This is a genomic window from Ruegeria sp. AL7, assembly GCF_056536105.1.
Genome location: NZ_JBQFJF010000001.1, coordinates 2,629,004 through 2,647,327 on the forward strand (window position 1 = coordinate 2,629,004; position 18,324 = coordinate 2,647,327).

General features: G+C 57.0%; 18 protein-coding genes. 7 read left to right on the top strand and 11 right to left on the bottom strand.

What is annotated here, in order from left to right:
- The first annotated feature begins 84 nt into the window (after positions 1-84).
- Both ACR3E2_RS13215 and ACR3E2_RS13220 read left to right on the top strand, forming a co-directional pair.
- Positions 85-1,749 (top strand): ABC transporter permease, encoded by a 1,665-nt coding sequence (locus tag ACR3E2_RS13215; protein ID WP_480482431.1) that lies wholly within the window; start codon positions 85-87, stop codon positions 1,747-1,749.
- 73 nt (positions 1,750-1,822) lie between these two features.
- Positions 1,823-2,173 (top strand): DUF2794 domain-containing protein, encoded by a 351-nt coding sequence (locus tag ACR3E2_RS13220; protein WP_209598949.1) that lies wholly within the window; start codon positions 1,823-1,825, stop codon positions 2,171-2,173.
- Here the strand turns inward: ACR3E2_RS13220 and ACR3E2_RS13225 are convergent.
- The 3 genes from ACR3E2_RS13225 to ACR3E2_RS13235 form a co-directional block, all read right to left on the bottom strand.
- Complete coding sequence (locus ACR3E2_RS13225) at positions 2,170-2,907, bottom strand: C40 family peptidase (protein WP_480482428.1); 738 nt, start codon at positions 2,905-2,907, stop codon at positions 2,170-2,172. The two genes, ACR3E2_RS13220 and ACR3E2_RS13225, sit on opposite strands and share 4 nt — an antisense overlap.
- The gene (locus ACR3E2_RS13230) at positions 2,904-4,286 is read right to left on the bottom strand and encodes a leucyl aminopeptidase family protein (RefSeq protein WP_480482426.1); all 1,383 of its coding nucleotides are present in this window, start codon (positions 4,284-4,286) and stop codon (positions 2,904-2,906) included. The genes ACR3E2_RS13225 and ACR3E2_RS13230 overlap by 4 nt, the downstream gene beginning before the upstream one ends.
- Positions 4,287-4,349: 63 nt before the next feature.
- Positions 4,350-4,739, bottom strand: a complete 390-nt coding sequence (locus ACR3E2_RS13235; protein WP_267363938.1) for a hypothetical protein — start codon at positions 4,737-4,739, stop codon at positions 4,350-4,352.
- A gap of 144 nt (positions 4,740-4,883) precedes the next feature.
- On the opposite strand from ACR3E2_RS13235, the gene ACR3E2_RS13240 reads away from it, so the two are divergent.
- Both ACR3E2_RS13240 and ACR3E2_RS13245 read left to right on the top strand, forming a co-directional pair.
- Positions 4,884-5,534, top strand: a complete 651-nt coding sequence (locus ACR3E2_RS13240; protein WP_267363919.1) for a carbonic anhydrase — start codon at positions 4,884-4,886, stop codon at positions 5,532-5,534.
- 97 nt (positions 5,535-5,631) lie between these two features.
- Positions 5,632-6,168, top strand: coding sequence for an SRPBCC family protein (locus tag ACR3E2_RS13245; RefSeq protein WP_480482424.1), 537 nt, complete (start codon positions 5,632-5,634; stop codon positions 6,166-6,168).
- Positions 6,169-6,231: 63 nt separating this feature from the next.
- Here ACR3E2_RS13245 and ACR3E2_RS13250 read toward each other — a convergent pair whose 3' ends face one another.
- The 5 genes from ACR3E2_RS13250 to ACR3E2_RS13270 form a co-directional block, all read right to left on the bottom strand.
- Positions 6,232-7,149 (bottom strand): endonuclease/exonuclease/phosphatase family protein, encoded by a 918-nt coding sequence (locus ACR3E2_RS13250; protein WP_480482422.1) that lies wholly within the window; start codon positions 7,147-7,149, stop codon positions 6,232-6,234.
- A 346-nt stretch (positions 7,150-7,495) separates the two neighbouring features.
- Entirely contained in the window at positions 7,496-8,437 is a 942-nt protein-coding gene (locus tag ACR3E2_RS13255) for a class I SAM-dependent methyltransferase (RefSeq protein ID WP_480482420.1), read from the bottom strand.
- A gap of 213 nt (positions 8,438-8,650) precedes the next feature.
- Positions 8,651-9,673, bottom strand: a complete 1,023-nt coding sequence (locus ACR3E2_RS13260; protein ID WP_480474325.1) for an aspartate-semialdehyde dehydrogenase — start codon at positions 9,671-9,673, stop codon at positions 8,651-8,653.
- A gap of 103 nt (positions 9,674-9,776) precedes the next feature.
- A complete protein-coding gene (locus ACR3E2_RS13265; protein ID WP_480482418.1) occupies positions 9,777-10,808 on the bottom strand; it encodes a glycosyltransferase family 4 protein in 1,032 nt (343 codons plus the stop codon).
- Between the two features lie 21 nt (positions 10,809-10,829).
- Complete coding sequence (locus tag ACR3E2_RS13270; RefSeq protein ID WP_480482416.1) at positions 10,830-12,002, bottom strand: MFS transporter; 1,173 nt, start codon at positions 12,000-12,002, stop codon at positions 10,830-10,832.
- Between the two features lie 140 nt (positions 12,003-12,142).
- Here ACR3E2_RS13270 and ACR3E2_RS13275 point away from each other — a divergent pair, with 140 nt between their 5' ends.
- Positions 12,143-13,285: a DUF3095 domain-containing protein gene (locus ACR3E2_RS13275; protein WP_480482414.1), complete on the top strand. Its 1,143-nt coding sequence runs from the start codon at positions 12,143-12,145 to the stop codon at positions 13,283-13,285.
- A gap of 4 nt (positions 13,286-13,289) precedes the next feature.
- Here ACR3E2_RS13275 and ACR3E2_RS13280 read toward each other — a convergent pair whose 3' ends face one another.
- Complete coding sequence (locus tag ACR3E2_RS13280; protein WP_480482412.1) at positions 13,290-14,060, bottom strand: HpcH/HpaI aldolase family protein; 771 nt, start codon at positions 14,058-14,060, stop codon at positions 13,290-13,292.
- A 188-nt stretch (positions 14,061-14,248) separates the two neighbouring features.
- Here ACR3E2_RS13280 and hpaR point away from each other — a divergent pair, with 188 nt between their 5' ends.
- Both hpaR and ACR3E2_RS13290 read left to right on the top strand, forming a co-directional pair.
- Positions 14,249-14,683, top strand: coding sequence for a homoprotocatechuate degradation operon regulator HpaR (gene hpaR, locus ACR3E2_RS13285; protein ID WP_480482410.1), 435 nt, complete (start codon positions 14,249-14,251; stop codon positions 14,681-14,683).
- A gap of 600 nt (positions 14,684-15,283) precedes the next feature.
- Entirely contained in the window at positions 15,284-15,982 is a 699-nt protein-coding gene (locus ACR3E2_RS13290) for a fumarylacetoacetate hydrolase family protein (protein WP_480482408.1), read from the top strand.
- 3 nt (positions 15,983-15,985) lie between these two features.
- Here the strand turns inward: ACR3E2_RS13290 and ACR3E2_RS13295 are convergent, their stop codons facing one another.
- Positions 15,986-17,197, bottom strand: coding sequence for a winged helix-turn-helix domain-containing protein (locus ACR3E2_RS13295; protein WP_480482406.1), 1,212 nt, complete (start codon positions 17,195-17,197; stop codon positions 15,986-15,988).
- Positions 17,194-18,219 carry a LacI family DNA-binding transcriptional regulator gene (locus ACR3E2_RS13300; protein WP_267366879.1) on the bottom strand — a complete coding sequence of 342 codons (1,026 nt, stop codon included), beginning with the start codon at positions 18,217-18,219 and terminating at the stop codon, positions 17,194-17,196. The genes ACR3E2_RS13295 and ACR3E2_RS13300 overlap by 4 nt, the downstream gene beginning before the upstream one ends.
- Positions 18,220-18,324: the final 105 nt, after the last annotated feature.

The following is an 18,324-nucleotide window of genomic DNA, read 5'->3' on the forward strand; positions in this document are numbered from 1 at the left end:
TTGTTGACCGACGCACTGGTGTTTCCGAGCATTTTGGTCGATTAAAGGCGTACCCTAAGCCTTTGCCAATCAAAAGCCGGGATAATGGCCCAGATCGACTATTCAGAAAACGGATCACGCAATCGCGGTGTACGCGGCACACGGCTGTTGGCCGCAGTTGCTTATCTTGTGGCTGCCGCATGCCTGTTGCCCATGGTGGCCGTGGTTCTGGCGGCAGTGACGGGCGGGACAGATACGATCTCGCACCTGGTGGAAACGGTGCTGCCCAGCTATACTGTGACGACCCTGATCCTTGTGGTGCTGGTCGCGGCGGGTACGTTCAGTATCGGCACGGGCGCTGCCTGGCTGGTGACGATGACCCGCTTTCCCGGTGTCAGGATCCTTGAGATCGCGCTGGTCTTGCCCTTGGCTTTTCCGGCATATGTGCTTGCTTATGCGTACACCTTTATTCTGGATCATCCGGGTATCGTTCAAAGCACTTTGCGGGATGTAACGGGTTGGGGGCCGCGCGACTATTGGTTCCCTGAAATCCGTTCGACCGGGGGCGCTGCGGTGATGCTGATTCTGGTGCTGTACCCTTATGTCTACCTGCTGGCGCGGGCTGCGTTCCTGCAACAAAGTGCTTCGGCGTTTCTGGCTGCTCGGGCGCTGGGCAACAATCCATGGCTGGCGTTTCGGCGCGTCTCGCTGCCGATGGCGCGCCCGGCAATTGCCGGTGGTGTTCTTCTGGCCATCATGGAAACCATCGCCGATTTCGGAACCGTGTCTTATTTCGGTGTGCAGACCTTTGCGACCGGGATTTACACCAGCTGGTTTTCAATGGCCGACCGTGCGGCGGCGGCGCAGCTGGCCTGGTGCCTGCTTGTCTTTGCACTGATCATGGCTGTGGCCGAACGCACCCAGCGCGGTAAGGCAAAATACTATCAGGCCGGAAAGAAACATGCTGCCCAACCGGCGGAACACCTGACCGGTCTTCGCGCCGTCGCGGCATTCCTGTTATGTACGATACCCGTTATTTTCGGGTTTCTGTTGCCCGTTATCATACTGGTCGAGATGGGTTTGGAATCGGAACAGAACCTGCTGTCGCGGCGCTATATCGGTTTCATCCAGAACTCGCTGACCCTTGCTGGCACGGCCGCGGTCGTCACTGTCTTTGCGGCGATCTGTGTCGGGTTCTTTCAACGTCTGAGACCCGGGCGCGCGTCGTCGGCGACGGCCTACATGGCGCGGCTGGGATATGCCGTGCCCGGTGGCGTCATCGCAGTCGGTTTGATTGTACCTTTCGCCAGCTTTGACAACGCGCTGGATGCCTGGATGCGGCAGACATTCGATGTGTCCACGGGGTTGTTGGTTACCGGTTCAATCTGGCTGTTGGTCGCCGCCTACATGGTGCGATTCCTTGCCGCCGCGCTCAGCGCATATGAGGGGGGTCAAAGCACGGTTCATGCCAATATGGATGCCGCGGCCCGCTCGTTGGGGCAAACCCCGCTGGGAACATTGCGGCGCGTTCACCTGCCCATTTTAACGCCGTCGCTGCTGACCGCGCTGTTGATCGTCTTTGTGGACGTGATGAAGGAATTGCCTGCCACCCTGATCATGCGCCCGTTCAACTTCGACACACTGGCCGTACAGGCGTACAGGCTTGCCTCGGATGAGAGGCTTGAGGGCGCCGCCGTGCCGTCGCTGGTCATTCTGGCGGTCGGCCTGCTGCCGGTAATCCTGATCTGCCGTCAGGTTGGTCGACGGTAACACTTGTGTTGTAAAAGCCGGGCAACAGCGCATCAGGCTTGATTCAAACATGATTTCCGGCAAGGCTGGCGGTATGAACATGCAGCCTCCCAACCGGTTTTCGGCAAACGCAGCGCAGATGCCCGTGGCCTTTGACCGGCATGAGATGTCGCAAATTCTGTCCGTTTATGGACGGATGGTCGCCGCTGGAGAGTGGCGAGACTATGGTATCTCAAACCTGCGCGATATGGCAGTGTTCTCGATCTTCCGTCGCACCGCTGAGCACCCGATCTACCGCGTCGAAAAGCACCCGCGCCTGAAGTCCCGGCAGGGGATGTACTCAGTCATAGGTATGGATGGCCGCATCCTGAAACGCGGCCATGATCTGCGCGCGGTACTGCGGGTGCTGGAACGCAAGCTCATCCGGGCCGTAAACCCGGATTAGAGCCTTTTTCGCGCTGTAACAGGCCCGTCGCCCTGATCCTGAATGCGCTGAATCGCCCGGTCCATTGGCTCGTACACAACCGCCATATGGCTGGCGTTCGCATGTAAAATCATGTTGTCGTCCGAAACCCAGGCCACGTGCCCTTTCCAGAACAGTAAATCCCCGCGCTGCGCAGGTGATTCAGCTGACAGGACAGCGCCCAAGGCTTGTTCCTGATCGCCGCTGTCGCCGGGGCACGGAATACCACAGGCCAGCAGCGCGGCCTGAACAAGCCCTGAACAATCGATACCGAACCGGCTGTTGCCGCCCCACAGATAGGGCGTGCCCAGGAACAGCTCGGCCACGGCAACCGGATCACGCGGTTTTTCTGCAATTGGGGCCGTGTGAACCTTTGGGACAAAACCCAACTCGGTCTGCACAAACCGATCCGTTTCGGCAGTCGCATGGATTTTACTTCCGAAACTCAGAGACACGAGATCGCAGCTTTTGATATCGCGGGCCGCGTAGGCATGTGTTGCTGGCGCATTGATCCAATGAGTCGCAGGCATATCCTCGGACAGGTGGTCTGTTTCCAGCCAACCAGCATATCCGTCTTTTTCCGCGACGATCCTGCTCCACCCGCCGTGGTTTTCTTTGACATGAACCGTGTCCCCCAGCAGCAATTGCCGGTCACGCGGCCCGTCAGGGACACGCAACAGGTCGACGACCGGTTTGGATATGCGGTGCTTGGTCATAACCCCAATACCTCCGGTAAGGCCGACAGCACTGCGCGTGTTCCCTGACCCAGACCACCTTTTGTGCGGCCGGGTTCATTACTGGGTTGCCACGCGTAGATGTCAAAATGGATATAGCGGGTGGACCCTACGAACCGGCGCAGAAACAGCGCGGCGGTGATAGACCCGGCAAACCCGCCCGAGGGGGCATTGTCCAGATCGGCAATGCCGGGTTCGATCATCGCCTCGTAGGGTGTGTGAAAGGGCATTCTCCAGACCGGATCAGCAGACGTTTTGGCCGCTTGTGCCAAGGCCACGGCGCAGCTTTCGTCGTCGGTGTAAAACGGTGCCAGATCAGGGCCCACGGCCACGCGCGCCGCACCGGTCAGCGTCGCCATCGAGATCACCAGATCGGGACTCCCTTCATCCGCCAAAGTCAGCGCATCAGCCAGAACCAGACGCCCTTCGGCATCGGTGTTGTTGATTTCAACGGTCAGGCCCTTGCGTGAGGTCAGGATATCACCGGGGCGAAAGGCATTGCCTGATACCGCGTTTTCAACGGCCGGGATCAGAACCTGCAGTTGCAGGGGAAGGTTCAGCGCCATGATCATCCGGGCAAGTCCCAGCACATTGGCCGCGCCGCCCATGTCTTTTTTCATCAGGCCCATGGAAGCGCCCGGTTTCAAATTCAGCCCGCCGGTGTCGAAACATACACCTTTGCCCACTAGTGTCAGTCTGGGGCCACTAGTGCCCCAGTTCAGCTCGATCAGCCGGGGGGCCTGCGCCGCGGCCCGCCCTACCGTGTGAATCATGGGAAAATTCTGATCCAGCAGCGCATGGCCGGTGATCACCTTGCAAGACGCGCCGAACTCATTCGCCAGAACCTCGACCGCTTGCTGTAACTGATCCGGTCCCATGTCCGAAGTGGGCGTGTTGACCAGATCGCGCGTCAGAGCCTCGGCATTTGCCATGGCCTCGATACGGGCGGCGTTGATGCCATCAGGCACAATCAATGCCGCTGACCCTCCGGTCTGGGACGCGTATCGATCAAAAGCATAGGCGGTCATCAGCCAGCCAAGACACTCCATCTCCAATAAATCCGCAGGAATGCCCGAAGCAATGCCGTAGGTGCCTTCCGGCAGGGCCATGGCCGCCGCGGCAAGGGGGAACCGTTTGCGCACACGTTTTTCTTCGGTTCCGTAACCGGCCAGCGCGAATTCAATTGCGCCGTTCGTGGCTGGCACAAGCAGGACCTGCCCCAGCGCACCGGAAAACCCGTTTGCTGCGACCCAGGACTGCACGCGCTCGGGCTGATCCAGAAGCCAGCCGTCCAAATCCGGCTGCGCGATCACATGAAGCGGTACGGAAGGGTCAGAGGATGGGGCGAAGGACAGTGTCATGGGCGCCTCGACAGATTGTTTCTGTGCACAGACTAGCCGCGCATATTCTGCCCGCAACCCCTGTCAGACGGAAAGGTCCTGTTGATCCCAGACGGCTGTCAATGATCGCTCACCAACGCGGATCAGACGTCCCAGCGTTGCACCTGCGGCTACCGCGTCACCGGCATCGACGGCCTGCGCCACGTCCCCTGCAACCCTGGCCAGAACCGTCATCCCGACCTGTTCGGAAATCGCGACCAGGGACCTTGCGCATTTGCGCAGTTCGGCCCATTCGCGCTGACGCCAAAAGCGTTCGCAGTTCGACAGGCGCACTGCCAGTTCTTCGATGGTGCGGCACAGCACATCCAGCGCGTTCTTGTCGCCCAGTTGACGGTAAAGGCCACTTAGTTGATCCGAATCCAGACGGACGGATTCCTTGTGTTCAAGCGTGATTATTTTTTCCACCACATTCACCCTAATTCTGACGCCCCCACGGCGCAGGTTTGATACTGGTGACAAATTCCTTTGCAAAACCTTGCAGAGAAATCGGATAATTGCTCGAATTTTCCTAGAATTCGGTTTAGAGGATCGGTCAGCGACAAGAACGGGGACACCGTAATGGAATTTGCCAAACCTTTGCCGAGCTATCTGGTCACGCGGTATCACGGCTGGAAAGCGACCACATATTCGGAAAACCAGGTCTGGTTCAAGCGGCTGGCAGATGAAGGGCAGCGGCCCCGGGCGATGGTGATTTCCTGCTGCGACAGCCGGGTCCATGTGACCTCGATGTTCGGTGCCGATCAGGGCGATTTCTTTATCCACCGCAATATCGCCAATCTGGTGCCACCCTATGCGCCGGACGGCGATCATCACGGTACCAGCGCAGCAATCGAGTACGCCGTCACTTCTCTCAAGGTTGCGCATCTGATGGTTCTTGGCCATTCGCAATGCGGTGGTGTTCAGGGCTGTATCGACATGTGCAAGGGTCAGGCGCCGCAACTGGACGCAAAGGAAAGCTTTGTCGGTCGCTGGATGGACATTCTGAAACCAAAATTCGAACTTGTCGCTGATATCGAAGACAGCCTCGAACAAGCCCGGCAGCTGGAACGCCAGTCGGTTGTTGCGTCTCTTGAAAACCTGATGACGTTCCCGTTCATCTCGTCAGCGGTCGAACAGGGCACCCTGAGCCTGCACGGGTTGTGGACCGATATCGGCGCTGGCGGGTTAGAGAGTTTCGACCCCATACAGAAGAAATTCGTTCCGGTCTGACGACAGTTCATAGCAAATAAATGATGCGGAATACGGCTCTGATTCCGGGCCGTTTTTTCGTATGCTCCACACATGACGTTTGATTTTGGAGCTTGCTATGAAGATACTTAAACGAATTCTCGCAGGGCTGTGCCTTCTTGTTTTTCTGTTCGTCGCCGTCTCATACGTGTTGCCCGGCAAGGCGGAAGTGTCCCGCAGCATCACCATCGACGCCCCGGCTGCAGTGATCTTTCCGTTTGTGAATTCCATGCAAGCGACCGAGAAATGGTCACCCTGGCTGTCACGCGATCCGGAGACGAAACTAAGCTACAGTGGCCCCGAGGAAGGTGTCGGTAACAAGTTGAACTGGAGCTCGGATCACGCACAGGTCGGTACGGGGTCGCAGGAAATCGTCGAAAGCGTGGAAAATCAACTGGTCAAAACAGATCTGGACTTTGGGCAGATGGGCACGGCGTCGGCTTCGTTCACTCTGAAACCCGATGGTGACGCAACCAATGTGACTTGGGGGTTCGAATCCGATCTGGGGCTCAACCCCATGTCCCGCTGGATGGGGGTGATGATGGATAAATGGGTTGGCGGCGATTACGAGCGGGGGTTGAATAATCTGAAAGTGCTGATCGAAAATAACACCTAGACCCTTCTTGGGATCACGACATGCGTTCTGGTATGTCCACCAAGGCGGCGGAGACCTCGCGGATTAGTCCAAGCGAAACCGCGCGAATTTGCCGAAATGGTCGGATCCCATGAAGGGGCGCAGTTCGACTGTTCCGGTTGTTCCCTTCGGGAACAAAAGGTTGTCGATTGGCAACGGTAGGTGCCAGCTGCCAAGATCATGAGTGTTCAGGACGGCCCCAAAACTCTGGTTGTCTGCTGCCGCCGCGATCCGCCGGACGCTTGCACCCCAAGGAACCATGTTGAAATCCCCGGCTATCAGAACCGGGCCATCCAGATCCGCAATGCGTTCCGCAATGATCCGGCTTTGGGTTGATTGGTCATAAGGAAAAGGCCAGTTCAGGTGGATCGATACGATCCAGACCAAAGACCCGTCCGGAGCTTCGACTTGTATTCCGACAAGACCATGACCTTTCAGGCAGAACCCGGACCCTTCGACAATCGGCAAAGTTGTCAGGATGGCAACGTTTTGTTCGGGACGAAACTCACAGATCACCTTTTCGGGGTAATGCTCGAACAGGTTGCTCATGTATTCGCGGTTGTGACTCGAGACTTCCTGCAGCGTCACGATCTGAGCATCGGATTCAATGATGTCGTCGGCCAGCGAATACCGGGGCCACGCCCGGCTCATGAGGTTCTTTTGATACAGGGTCAGACACGGACCGTCGCAGTCCTTGGGCGGGGCGGCGAAACTGGTTGCGATTGATCCCACAGCAACAGCGGCAAAGGCCAGGGTGACCAAAGCAAGGTTTCTGGCGCGCATATACAGCAGGATCGCCGCACACGGCAAAAGCAGAACGCCAGCTTGCGGGCGGAAAAGCGCAAAGGAATCTCCGACCGCCAGGAATTGTCCGGTAAACCCGATGAGGATAAGCCCAACCAGAATGCCTGTACATCCTGTGATCAGGTATCTTCCAATTCTGCGTTTGGCCGAATTTCCCATGCTCTGCCTCTGATGCCCTGTGCAGGGCACCACCTGTTGTCTGCTCTGTCTCATCCGTTGCGTTCAGATCCGTGCTTAGCTGGCAAGCACGCCTGAATTTGTCAACTGGTCGGGGGAATGTTCCGAATTCAGGACCGGTATTTGAACATTTCGTTCGGACTGATGAGCCTAAAGGTTCCACTAGAGAGGAACGGGTGATGAAAGTGGGTCTGTGTAAGTTACCGGAGGTCCGCTTCGAGCCCAGATGCAAGGTTTTGTCGTCCTTGCTTTCTGATTAACGGTTGCCACCCGAGGTGCCGAAAATTCTCGGGTCTATTCAACACAATTTCATTGCGCGTTTCTTAAACTAACGCAGCACTGGCTTTGTAGACTTAGTGATTATCAAGCCTATAGAAGTTGTAACGTACCCCTTCATCAGCAATCGCATGTGCTTGGTGCCAGAGTACTGTCTTGGATCCCCTTTGCGCCTGTCCACGGTTAAATCAAGTGGATCGTCGCCTAAGCGAATATCCAACGGCTCCACTTTGTGTCCTTTGGATTGAAGGCGTTTCACAGCATCTTCAATGTCACGTAGGCGATAGATTGCGGTCTTTCCGCCTTTTGACGTCCGGGTGTTTGATGATAGGTTGAATTCCGTTGTATGCACAGCGACCCCACCGGGACGCAGGCAGTCCATCTGTTTCTCCAAAAAACGAACTCCGAGTTCGAGAGAACCGCAGTGCTCGAAAGAACACGTGGACCAGGTAAAGTCGTACCCTGAGATATCGCTGGGAATATCGTTCATATCAATGGGGCGAAATTTGACGCTCTTCTTAAATAATTCCTTTGAGCAGATCTCAGAGAAAAGTAAATCTTCGACTGATGCGCTCCATTGGCCAGTTGTCTCCCAACCTTCATTACCCTTGTTGTTGTCAGCCAGATCACTCGCTAGAACTTCGCAGCCCTTCGCTGCGAGGTAGGCAGGGATTCTTTCCTTACCAACTGCGAAACCCAAGCCCTTGATTCCGGGCTGGAGTAGGTCGCGTTCGCGCAAAGCTTGTAAAATGAAAGCCAGCTCCCAATACTTGCGATGGTGAGTATGAGGAAGATTGAGTTCTTCAATGCAGGCGGCAAACTCATTCGAGTTTAGGCGTCCTGTTCGAGCGATTTCTGAACCTAACGGGCCTTGGCTCAATGGGCTATTAGATGAGACGTAGCTTACTTTTGGGTCGCGCTCGAAATTTTCGATACGGATTTTGGGAGTTGGACGTAAGATTGCTTCTAGCTTATCGAAAAAGGCTCGAGCCACGGCGGTTCACCATTTAATTAACCGAGATAGTGTTTTAGTAAGTCCAACGCTTTATCGGATCAGAAAAGTTGAATATTGTAGTTTGAATATATTATCAACATTCCAAATGCTTGATGCACAAAGCCAGTCTTGTTCCGCAAGTTTGGCTTTCTAAAAAGAAACCCGCTGATCAAACAGCGGGTTTCTTTTTTAGTTTTTGCAAAGGCTGGATTGTCAGCCCTTTTTCAGGACCTCACGGCCCAGCAGTTCGGCGATCTGAACCGCGTTCAGGGCGGCACCCTTGCGCAGGTTGTCGCTGACGCACCACAGGTTCAGACCGTTTTCGATGGTCGAATCCTGGCGGATGCGGCTGATGAATGTGGCAAAGTCGCCTGCGCACTCGATGGGCGAGACGTAGCCACCGGCTTCGCGCTTGTCGATCACCATGATGCCCGGCGCTTCGCGCAGGATATCGCGGGCTTCGTCTTCGTCCAGAAATTCCTCGAACTCGATATTCACGGCCTCGGAATGGCCGACGAAGACCGGAACGCGGACGCAGGTTGCGGTGACCTTGATCGACGGATCGACGATCTTCTTGGTCTCGACAACCATCTTCCACTCTTCCTTGGTCGAGCCGTCTTCCATGAAGACGTCGATCTGCGGAATGACGTTGAAGGCGATCTGTTTCTGGAACTTCTTCGGAGCGACTTCGGTGGTTGGGTTGTAGACGGCCTTGGTTTGATCCCAAAGCTCATCCATGCCCTCTTTGCCGGCACCCGAAACTGACTGATAGGTCGACACAACAACGCGCTTGATCTTGGCGCGGTCATGCAGCGGCTTCAGTGCGACAACCATCTGCGCTGTCGAGCAGTTGGGGTTGGCGATGATGTTCTTGTTCTTGTAGTCGTGGATCGCCTGCGGGTTACATTCCGGCACGATCAGCGGAATCTCCGGGTCATAGCGATAGAGCGACGAGTTATCGATCACCACGCAACCCGCGGCCGCCGCCTTTGGAGCGTAGACTTTGGTCGCCTCGGAACCCACGGCAAACAGCGCCATGTCCCAGCCGGTGAAATCGAACGTGTCCAGATCTTTGGTCGTAAGGGTCTTGTCGCCAAAGCTTACTTCGGTACCCAGCGAGCGACGGCTTGCCAGGGCGGCAAGTTCATCAACCGGGAACTGGCGTTCAGCCAGAATGTTCAGCATTTCGCGGCCCACGTTGCCCGTGGCGCCGACGACTACGACGCGATAGCCCATTTCATGTCTCCAAAGTTAAGGACGCGCGTTCATAGCCGCGTTGCGGCGAAGAAAAAAGGGCTATCAGCGGGGTTTTCAACGACTGATGCTGAATTCAAGCGGTTCAATCGTTCAAAAGTCGTTCATATAGCGCAACCAGCGTCTTTGCTTCGCCCTGAATGTCAAAATTCTGCTCGACATGGGTGCGGGATGCCTGACCCGCTTGTGACAGGGAATCATTGCATTTCAACATCTGGGCAATCGCCTCGACCAAGGCGGGAACATCATCGGGGGCCACCACCTTTCCAAAGGATGGATCAGTTATGATCTCGGAGAACGCACCGACATCTGTGGCTACAACCGGAACAGCGCAGGCCATTGCTTCAAGAGGGGTCAAACCAAACCCCTCCCACCTTTGTGGCGCAACAAACAGGTCCAGAACCTGATACCATTCAGCAACCTGATCTACGGTCACCTCGGGCTTGAAAAGGATGCGATCCGACAAGCCAGCCTTCGCGACCTTATCCTTCAGTTCGGCCAGAAATGCGGTGTGTTTCTCGGTTGCCCGGCCCATGACGATGCCTGACACTGTGTCGAACCGCCCGCACACGTCAATCATGGCGTCGACAAAGGCATCCGTGCCTTTTTGGTGTCGAATACGGCCGTAACACCCTAACAGTACCCCATCCGGCAGCCCCAGCCGAGCACGGACGGCGGCCTTGTCTGAAGGCGGAACGAAGTCTTCTACGTTGATGCCATGCATCACCACCTGCGAGTCTCGCTCAAGATACCCTGCGGTTTTGCGCGAGGTTGCAACGACCGCATCCATCTTTCCGATCAGCCATTTGGTATAGCCTGTGTGCGGCCTTTGGGACGCGCTTGTGAACAGCATTTTGAGCTTTAACCGGAACACATCGCGCAGGATGAGCCCCAGCAACATCTCGGTGTTGCGGCGTGCGTGCCAGACCCGCCTTTTACGACGCGACAGGAAGGGCAGTCGACCCAGCGGGATGTGCGGCGTGTCGGCGGGCAGACCCGGTCCAGTGGCGGCGATTTCGATCCATTGCGCCTGCAGAGGAACCAGCCTTGCGATGGTTGCTGTTACGCCCGAAAGTCTGCGTTTCAGATTTGGGGCTATGACAACGGGGTCTTTCAACGGACTCTCCTGATGGCTGCGTCAATCCACACTATCCCGGCTGAATAGATAGATCACGCAACCAATGGCAAGGGTGACCGCAAAAAACCCGAATATTGCGGTGTAGGGTGCCGTTGATCCGTCTTGCACGGTGGCTGCGTGAATACGTCCGGTGACGAATTGAGCAATGCCAACGCCGCCGATGCCGAAAAGATTCAGCAATGTCACACCACGCCCCACCAGATGCGGAGGCACGAAGGCCCGACCATGGGCCATGATGACCGGAAAGCTGGCACCGGTAAAGCCGATTACGGCCATCAGCAGGACAGACAGCCATGTTGCATCCTCGATCCACAAGCAGAGCAAGCCCAACGCAGCTGCGCCCAGTGCGTTGCCAGCGAAAACCACCCATTTCCGGGTACCAAAAACGCGGTCCAGCGGTCCGTAGACAAAAGTGCCCGCAATCATAGCCGCACCCATGATCAGCGTTGCAGTGCCGATCTGAGTGGCACTTAAGCCAAAGACATCGTTCAGGTAAGGCCCGGCCCAAAGCCCTCGCAGCGCAGCAGAGGGGGCGTAAGCAACCAGCATCAAGGGCAGGATCAGCCACAGGGCAGGCTCCTTCAGCAGATCCAGCAGGGATCCCTTGTGTTCTGTTTCGACCTTCGCCGGGTCGTGAACAGTCAGCCACAGGCCCAATGCGATTGCGGCGGACACTGTGGCCAGCCCGACCATCGTTGCGCGCCACCCCATCCATTCCACGGCAAGCGCGGTTGGATAAGAAGCCACCAGATTTCCAACGGACCCTGCGCCCAACATCACGGCGGCCAATGTGGCAAACCGCGCCGGGGGGTATTCACGCGCAAAGATATAGTAGGAGGCCATTAGGACCGGAGAGCACCCGACACCGATCAGGCCCATGGCTATGCTGATGTGCAGGGGCGTTGTTGCGGCTGCAAAAACCGCCGCTCCACCTGCCCCGCCCACCAGAAGCAGCGCGGCGGACGTGAGGCGGGGACCAATCCTGTCCAGCGCCCATCCGACCGGGATCTGCATGACGGCGAATACAATAAACCAAAGACCGGAAGCAAAGGCCAAATCTTCGGGCATGGCACTTATGTCACGTTCCAGATCCAGGCTGAGAACCGCAAGGAAAGCGCGGAAAAATTGGCTGAGCACATAGCCCAGGCATAAAACCACCAAACCTGCCTGCATCTTCAGCCCTTTCCTGCTCGTCCGAGGAAAATGCTTGGCACGCCGTGATGCAACGCACAAGCCTGTGTATTATGTTTCAAAGTCAGGACATGGCTCGCCTTCCGGCTATCTTTGTCAAAACATTGATTCCGAGGGGGAGCATGAAAGACCTCCAGTTCACATTTTACGAAAACCTTCCCTTGCAGCGCGATTTTACCCGCCTGGCAGACCCCGCACAGTTTTCAAAACTGCCCGATGATTGGGTTCTGGGTGTTGCTGACATTGTCGATTCAACAGGCGAAATCGCGCGGGGCCGGTACAAGACCGTCAATACTGTGGGCGCTGCGGTAATTTCGGCCATGATCAATGCAATGGACGGCGCGCTGTTTCCATACGTCTTTGGCGGCGATGGGGCTGGGTTTGCTGTTCCACCCGGAAAAGCTGAAACCGCCCGGACTACGCTGGCGGATTTGCGGCGCTGGGCGGATGAAGAGTTCTCCATGCCATTACGGGCGGCGCTGGTGTCGGTGGCTGATATTCGCAAAGCGGGTAAGGATCTGCGTGTTGCGCGCTATGCACCCTCTGCCGGAGTGGATTACGCCATGTTTTCCGGCGGCGGTCTGGCCTGGGCCGAGGCCGGGATGAAAGCCGGGCAAAATATGGTCACACCCGCAGGGCCAGGTGCGCAGCCGGATCTGACAGGCCTTTCTTGCAGGTGGTCCAACAGCCCGGCCCGTCACGGTCAGATCGTTTCACTGGTCGTACAGCCCACACCGTCAGCAACCGAACGGGACTTTGCCGATCTTGCGCAATCCGTCTTGTCCGCGTCGGAAGCGCTTGAGCGTGCTGGCCATCCGGTGTCGGAAAAGGGTCCGCCCATGACATGGCCTCCACCCGGCCTTGACATCGACGCACATGTGTCGCGCAACGGGCGTCATGTGATTTTGCACAAGCTCGTTCTGCTGGTTCAAAACCTGTTGATCGCGGTATTGTTCAAAACTGGCCTGCGGATGGGACGCTTTGAGCCGGACCATTACAGACATATGGTCAGTAGTAATGCCGATTACCGAAAGTTTGATGACGGGCTGAAAATGACGCTCGACTGCGATCCGGACACATTGCGCCAAATCGAACACCTGCTTGAAGAGGCGCGTCGCCGTGGGAAAATCAGATACGGTTTGCACGCACAGGACGAGGCGATGATGACATGTATCGTCCCCTCGGCCACACGGGATGACCATGTGCATTTTGTTGATGGTGCCTCGGGCGGCTATGCGCAGGCCGCTACGGCCATGCGCACTTGAATGTCTAGGAAGGTTTCCATTGCGCGGCCAGCGCGCGTGCCGCCTGTGCCAGCAGCATCACATCAATGCCGACCGCCAGAAATTGGGCGCCCATGTCCAGATAGGCCTGACGCGCTTCGTCATTGGTGGCAAGGATGCCCGGCGCTTTGCCTGCGGCCTTGATCCGGGCCAGGGCGTCCGCGATGACCGCACGCACCTCGGGTGCGGTGCTGTTGCCCTTGTACCCCATGTCGGTTGACAGATCAGCGGGGCCAATGAAAACGCCATCCACACCTTCGACTTGAAGAATGTCATCCAACGCGGCCACTCCGGCGCGGGTTTCTACCTGCAACAACAGGCAGATTTCCTGATCTGCGGTCTGGATATAGTCGCTTGTCGACCCATACATCGTGGCGCGCGATGCCGCTGCGCCAACACCCCGCACCCCGTCCGGTGGATAGCGGCAGGCACGGACCAGATCCTGCGCCTGCGCGGCGCTTTCGACAATCGGAACCAGTACTGTTTGGGCACCAGCATCCAGAACCATCTTGATCAGCCAGGTCTCTCCAACAGGGACCCGAACAACGGGATGAGATGCGCTACCGGCCAAAGCTGTCAGTTGATCCCGGATCGAGCGGATCTCATTTGGCGCATGTTCACCATCGATCACCAGCCAATCGAAACCCGCGGTTCCCATGATCTCGGCGGTGACGGATTCAGCAAAGCTCATCCAGCAACCAATCTGCTGTTCGCCCTTTATTAGAGCCTGTTTGAACATATTCTTTGGGGCTGACATGCTGAAACCTCATATTTGAGCCGGAGCAGGTGAGAAGGACATGAAATGGACCTCGGTCGCATCATCAACGGTCGTTCCTAATTGTCCAGCCTGAAATCGGCCCGCATAACGTGCGTATACGGGAGTGGGCGCTGCTGCTGCGTGTCGGGTTGCTTGCTTATATCCCGGATTTCGGTGATAATTTTCTTATGACCGACGATCTCCCTCTGACGTCGCGATCTTTGCCCATTGCGCTTTTGCGGGCGCGGGAAAAGGTTATGGGACCCATTCGAGCAATGCTGGCTGACGCTGGTGTCACGGAACAGCAGTGGCGGGTGTTGCGGGTGTTGAATGAAGAAGGCCCGCAAGAGCCGACCCACATCGCCGATCGCGCCTGCCTGTTGCTGCCAAGCCTGACGCGCATTCTGCAAAAGCTGGAGAACCGCGGACTGATCACGCGGCGCAGCCATCCGGCAGACCGACGACGTCAGGTTGTTGAGATCAGCACAAAAGGGGTTCAGATCATTCGTGCCAATCTGGCTGCAAGCACGGCCCAGGCGGAACGTATTCGATCTCAGCTTGGACCGGACAAGCATGAGTTACTGCTGGATCTGCTGAACGAGTTGAAGGACCTCGAATCCTGATCATTGGCACTGCATGAGATGTCTTCGGCAGTGACCCCGCCGGAAACTGTAGGGGGAGTCTCCGACGGGGCGGCCAGACCCGGACTGGTCGTTGGTGCCTGGCCCAAGACCGGTTACGTCAAACCTGACGGTCCGGCCTGTGCTTCGGAGTATATGAAAAGCCTGTGATGTGGCTCTGAACAGGGTCTTTCGGCCCTTGGGGGAGGGGCCTTGCACCTATATTCTCCGAAACTGATTTAGGCTTAGCCGACCGGTAAATGGGTCAGCCTATGGTTTGCCGACGTCACTTTGGTGGAATGCTTTACCAAAGCTGCTGTTCTGAATTATGACACCGCACCGAAATCGGAGCGGTCCTGACCACCTGAGGATTTTGCCCGGCTTTTGACTGAGCCAAGAGTTGTTTCGACCTGTTTGTGTACTGGTGAGACCATAAAAACTGATGAAACCAATTTTTGACACGGCGTCAGTCAATCAGGTCAGAATTGAGCCGTTTCACGCTGAAACACCACTTCGAGATTGGCGAAATACAGCGTGTTTTCCGGGCTTGCTGGAGGGTCTGGCAGACGTAATATGGCAGCTACGCAACCTTCAGGGATTATCATGCCAAACAGCCTTTTTTCGCTTCCGGACCCGATCACCATCCCCGTTGTCGGCGCGGCAGCCGGATATCCCATTGGACGGATCTTCTGCGTCGGTCGAAATTATGCCGCCCATGCCGCAGAAATGGGGAATGAGGTGGATCGCGAGGCACCTTTCTACTTCACCAAATCCGCCCCGAACGCCGTACTCTCGGGTGCGACGGTTCCTTATCCTGCCGGGACCCAGAATTACCATCATGAGATGGAATTGGCATTGGCCATTGGAAAGCCCGTGTTTCGCGCAACCAGTGCGCAGGCGTGGGAAGCCGTTTATGCCTATGGCTGCGCCCTGGATATGACGCGTCGTGATCTGCAAATCCGCGAGCGCAACAAGCAGCGGCCCTGGGATCTGGGAAAGGACGTCGAAAACGGAGCGGTCTTTGCCCCGTTGACACCAGCTGCCGATTGGACCCCGGAGGATGACAAACGCATTCAGCTAAGCGTAAACGGAGAGTTGCGCCAGAACGCGACCCTGGAGGAGCTGATCTGGAAGATCGACGAGATTGTCATGCACCTGTCCGGCTTTTACCACCTGCGCCCCGGTGACCTGATCCTGACCGGTACACCGGCTGGTGTTGGTCCGGTTGTTGCGGGGGATGTTCTGACAGGTAAGATTGATAGGCTGGAGCCGGTCAAGTTGACCCTGTCAGACGCAGAATAGACCCTAAACAGGTTCTTTCAGCCAGTCCTTGGCGAAAGTCACATGTTCCACACCGGCCAGTCGCCGCACCCGGTCCAGCTCGGCGTTCAGGCGTCGGGTACGGGCATCTGACCAGCGGACCCGGCGCTCGGGCCAGAGCGCTTTGACGTGAAGCAGGTCACGATCGCGGTGGGCTTTCATATCGATACGGCCAATCATACGGTCGCACTCAAGCAGCGGAAAAACGTAGTATCCATAGGTTCGTTTGGCCTCGGGGACGAAAACCTCGATGCGGTAGTGAAAGCCGAACAGCCGCTCGGCCCGGTTGCGGTCGCGCAGCATGGGATCAAACGGGCTGAGCACGCGAATGCGGCCTGGTGGCTGCGGTACTTCGGTCGTCAGATCTGGTCGGGCGTATGTCTTGCGCAAGCGCCCATCGGCACAGGTAACCTCGATTTCTTCAATATCGCCACTTTCCAGCGCCGCGGCGCACCAGTCTTTTGCCTCAGCCGCGCTGACGGTGTCCCAGAAAGCCGCCAACTCTCCGGATGTTGCAAATCCCAGCCGGTCCAGTGCGGCGTTGCACAGCCAATCCACGGTCCCCTCGGCATCACAGGGCGTGCTGCCGGGGCAGAGATGTGTTTCAATCACGCGCTCTGTCAGATCATAGCGTTTCTGGAAGCCATCCCGACCAACGACGGTCAGGGCACCCGAGCGCCACAGATACTCCAACGCGGTTTTAGATGGGTGCCAGTCCCACCACCCGCCCGAGCCCTTCTTTTCATCCTTGCCAACATCCGATGACGACACCGCCCCATGGTCGCGGATGTGTTGCAGCACTGTGTCAAACTGCTGTTCGAACCCATCCCGCCGCCAGTTCTTCCACCGCGCCTTCAACATATCCGCATCCCGCTGAAAGCGCAGATGCCAATGCTGATAGAACTCCATCGGAATGACCGCCGCATCGTGCGTCCAATGCTCGAATAGCGCATTGTCCCTTTCATAGAGCCTTTTCAGGTTGGCGCTGCGATAGGCGGGCCTGCGCGAGAACAGGATCATGTCATGTGCTCGGGCAACGGTGTTGATGCTGTCAAGCTGAACAAACCCAAGCCGTTGGATCAGATCCAGAAGCGCGACACCTTTGCCTGAACCCGAGGGTTGTTCGCCCAAAGCGTGGCGGTCCATGAAGATCGCCCGTGCCGTCCGGTTGTCGAGCCTTTTCAGGGGTGTGTTCATCGCCGTTTCAGCGTGTCACCATAGCTGATCGTGGGGGTCAGAGTAACGCGTGTCTCGATCTCGGTATCAGGATTTTCCAGACGTTCGGCGATGATCTGGGCAGCTTGACGGCCGATTTCCAGACGACAGGCATCCATCGTCGCGAGTTTTCGGGGCAGGCCCTGCAAAAGCTCGACATTGTTAAAGCCTGCCAGGCCGATCTGTCCCGGAATATCGATACCCTGTTCCAACAGGTACAGCAGACCACCGGCCCCGATCATATCGTTCGAGTAATACAGAAAATCCAGCTCGGGCGAGCGTTCCAGCATAGCCTGGGTCATTTCGCGCCCCTTGGCCAGGGCCGATCCACCGGAGTAGAACTCGCGATCCTCGATCTCGATCCCGTGTTTGCCAAGAACTTCGGTAAAGCCTTCGAACCGCTTCCGTGCGCGGTGATCCAGTGGCATCTTGGTGCCCATGAAACCGATATGCTGATATCCGGCCTTCAGGATTGCCTGCGCCATTTCGCGCCCCGCGCGGCGGTGTGAGATCCCCACCATCGCATCCACCGGCTTGCCATCCGTGTCCATGATCTCGACCACTGGAATACCCGCCGAATCCAGCATGGCGCGCGCAGCTTCGGTATGTTCAAGCCCCGCAATGATCACGCCAGAGGGCCGCCACGAGAGCATCTCGTACAGCACTTTTTCCTCTTTCTCGGGCAGATAATCGGTTACCCCGACCACGGGTTGCAATTCGGTGTCTTCCAACACCTGGTTGATGCCCGTCATCACCTCGGGGAAGACCATGTTCGAAAGCGAAGGGATGATCACCGCGATCAGATTAACCCGACTGGACGCCAATGCGCCCGCGATCTTGTTGGGGACATAGCCAAGCTCTTTGGCGGCGGCCAGAACGCGGGTGCGGGTGGCGTCAGACACATCCCCCCGGTTACGCAGAACCCGGCTTACCGTCATCTCGGATACTCCGGAAGCCTCGGACACATCACGAAGGGTAAGCGGGCGTTTGGTTTCACTGTTCACGGGAGGCACCTGCGTTGTTGTTTTGTCCGATGGTAGCGTGAACAGGTCAGTGTGTACAACAATTGTGCAAAGGCGATGACAACCCGGAAAATCCCGGTTACAGAG

Bases quoted from the DNA above. Each gene is read 5' to 3' on its own strand.
- ACR3E2_RS13215 (WP_480482431.1), top strand. From the start codon at position 85: ATGGCCCAGATCGACTATTCAGAAAACGGATCACGCAATCGCGGTGTA.
- ACR3E2_RS13220 (WP_209598949.1), top strand. From the start codon at position 1,823: ATGAACATGCAGCCTCCCAACCGGTTTTCGGCAAACGCAGCGCAGATG.
- ACR3E2_RS13225 (WP_480482428.1), bottom strand. From the start codon at position 2,907: ATGACCAAGCACCGCATATCCAAACCGGTCGTCGACCTGTTGCGTGTC.
- ACR3E2_RS13230 (WP_480482426.1), bottom strand. From the start codon at position 4,286: ATGACACTGTCCTTCGCCCCATCCTCTGACCCTTCCGTACCGCTTCAT.
- ACR3E2_RS13240 (WP_267363919.1), top strand. From the start codon at position 4,884: ATGGAATTTGCCAAACCTTTGCCGAGCTATCTGGTCACGCGGTATCAC.
- ACR3E2_RS13245 (WP_480482424.1), top strand. From the start codon at position 5,632: ATGAAGATACTTAAACGAATTCTCGCAGGGCTGTGCCTTCTTGTTTTT.
- ACR3E2_RS13250 (WP_480482422.1), bottom strand. From the start codon at position 7,149: ATGGGAAATTCGGCCAAACGCAGAATTGGAAGATACCTGATCACAGGA.
- ACR3E2_RS13260 (WP_480474325.1), bottom strand. From the start codon at position 9,673: ATGGGCTATCGCGTCGTAGTCGTCGGCGCCACGGGCAACGTGGGCCGC.
- ACR3E2_RS13270 (WP_480482416.1), bottom strand. From the start codon at position 12,002: ATGCAGGCAGGTTTGGTGGTTTTATGCCTGGGCTATGTGCTCAGCCAA.
- ACR3E2_RS13275 (WP_480482414.1), top strand. From the start codon at position 12,143: ATGAAAGACCTCCAGTTCACATTTTACGAAAACCTTCCCTTGCAGCGC.
- ACR3E2_RS13280 (WP_480482412.1), bottom strand. From the start codon at position 14,060: ATGTCAGCCCCAAAGAATATGTTCAAACAGGCTCTAATAAAGGGCGAA.
- hpaR (WP_480482410.1), top strand. From the start codon at position 14,249: ATGACCGACGATCTCCCTCTGACGTCGCGATCTTTGCCCATTGCGCTT.
- ACR3E2_RS13290 (WP_480482408.1), top strand. From the start codon at position 15,284: ATGCCAAACAGCCTTTTTTCGCTTCCGGACCCGATCACCATCCCCGTT.
- ACR3E2_RS13295 (WP_480482406.1), bottom strand. From the start codon at position 17,197: ATGAACACACCCCTGAAAAGGCTCGACAACCGGACGGCACGGGCGATC.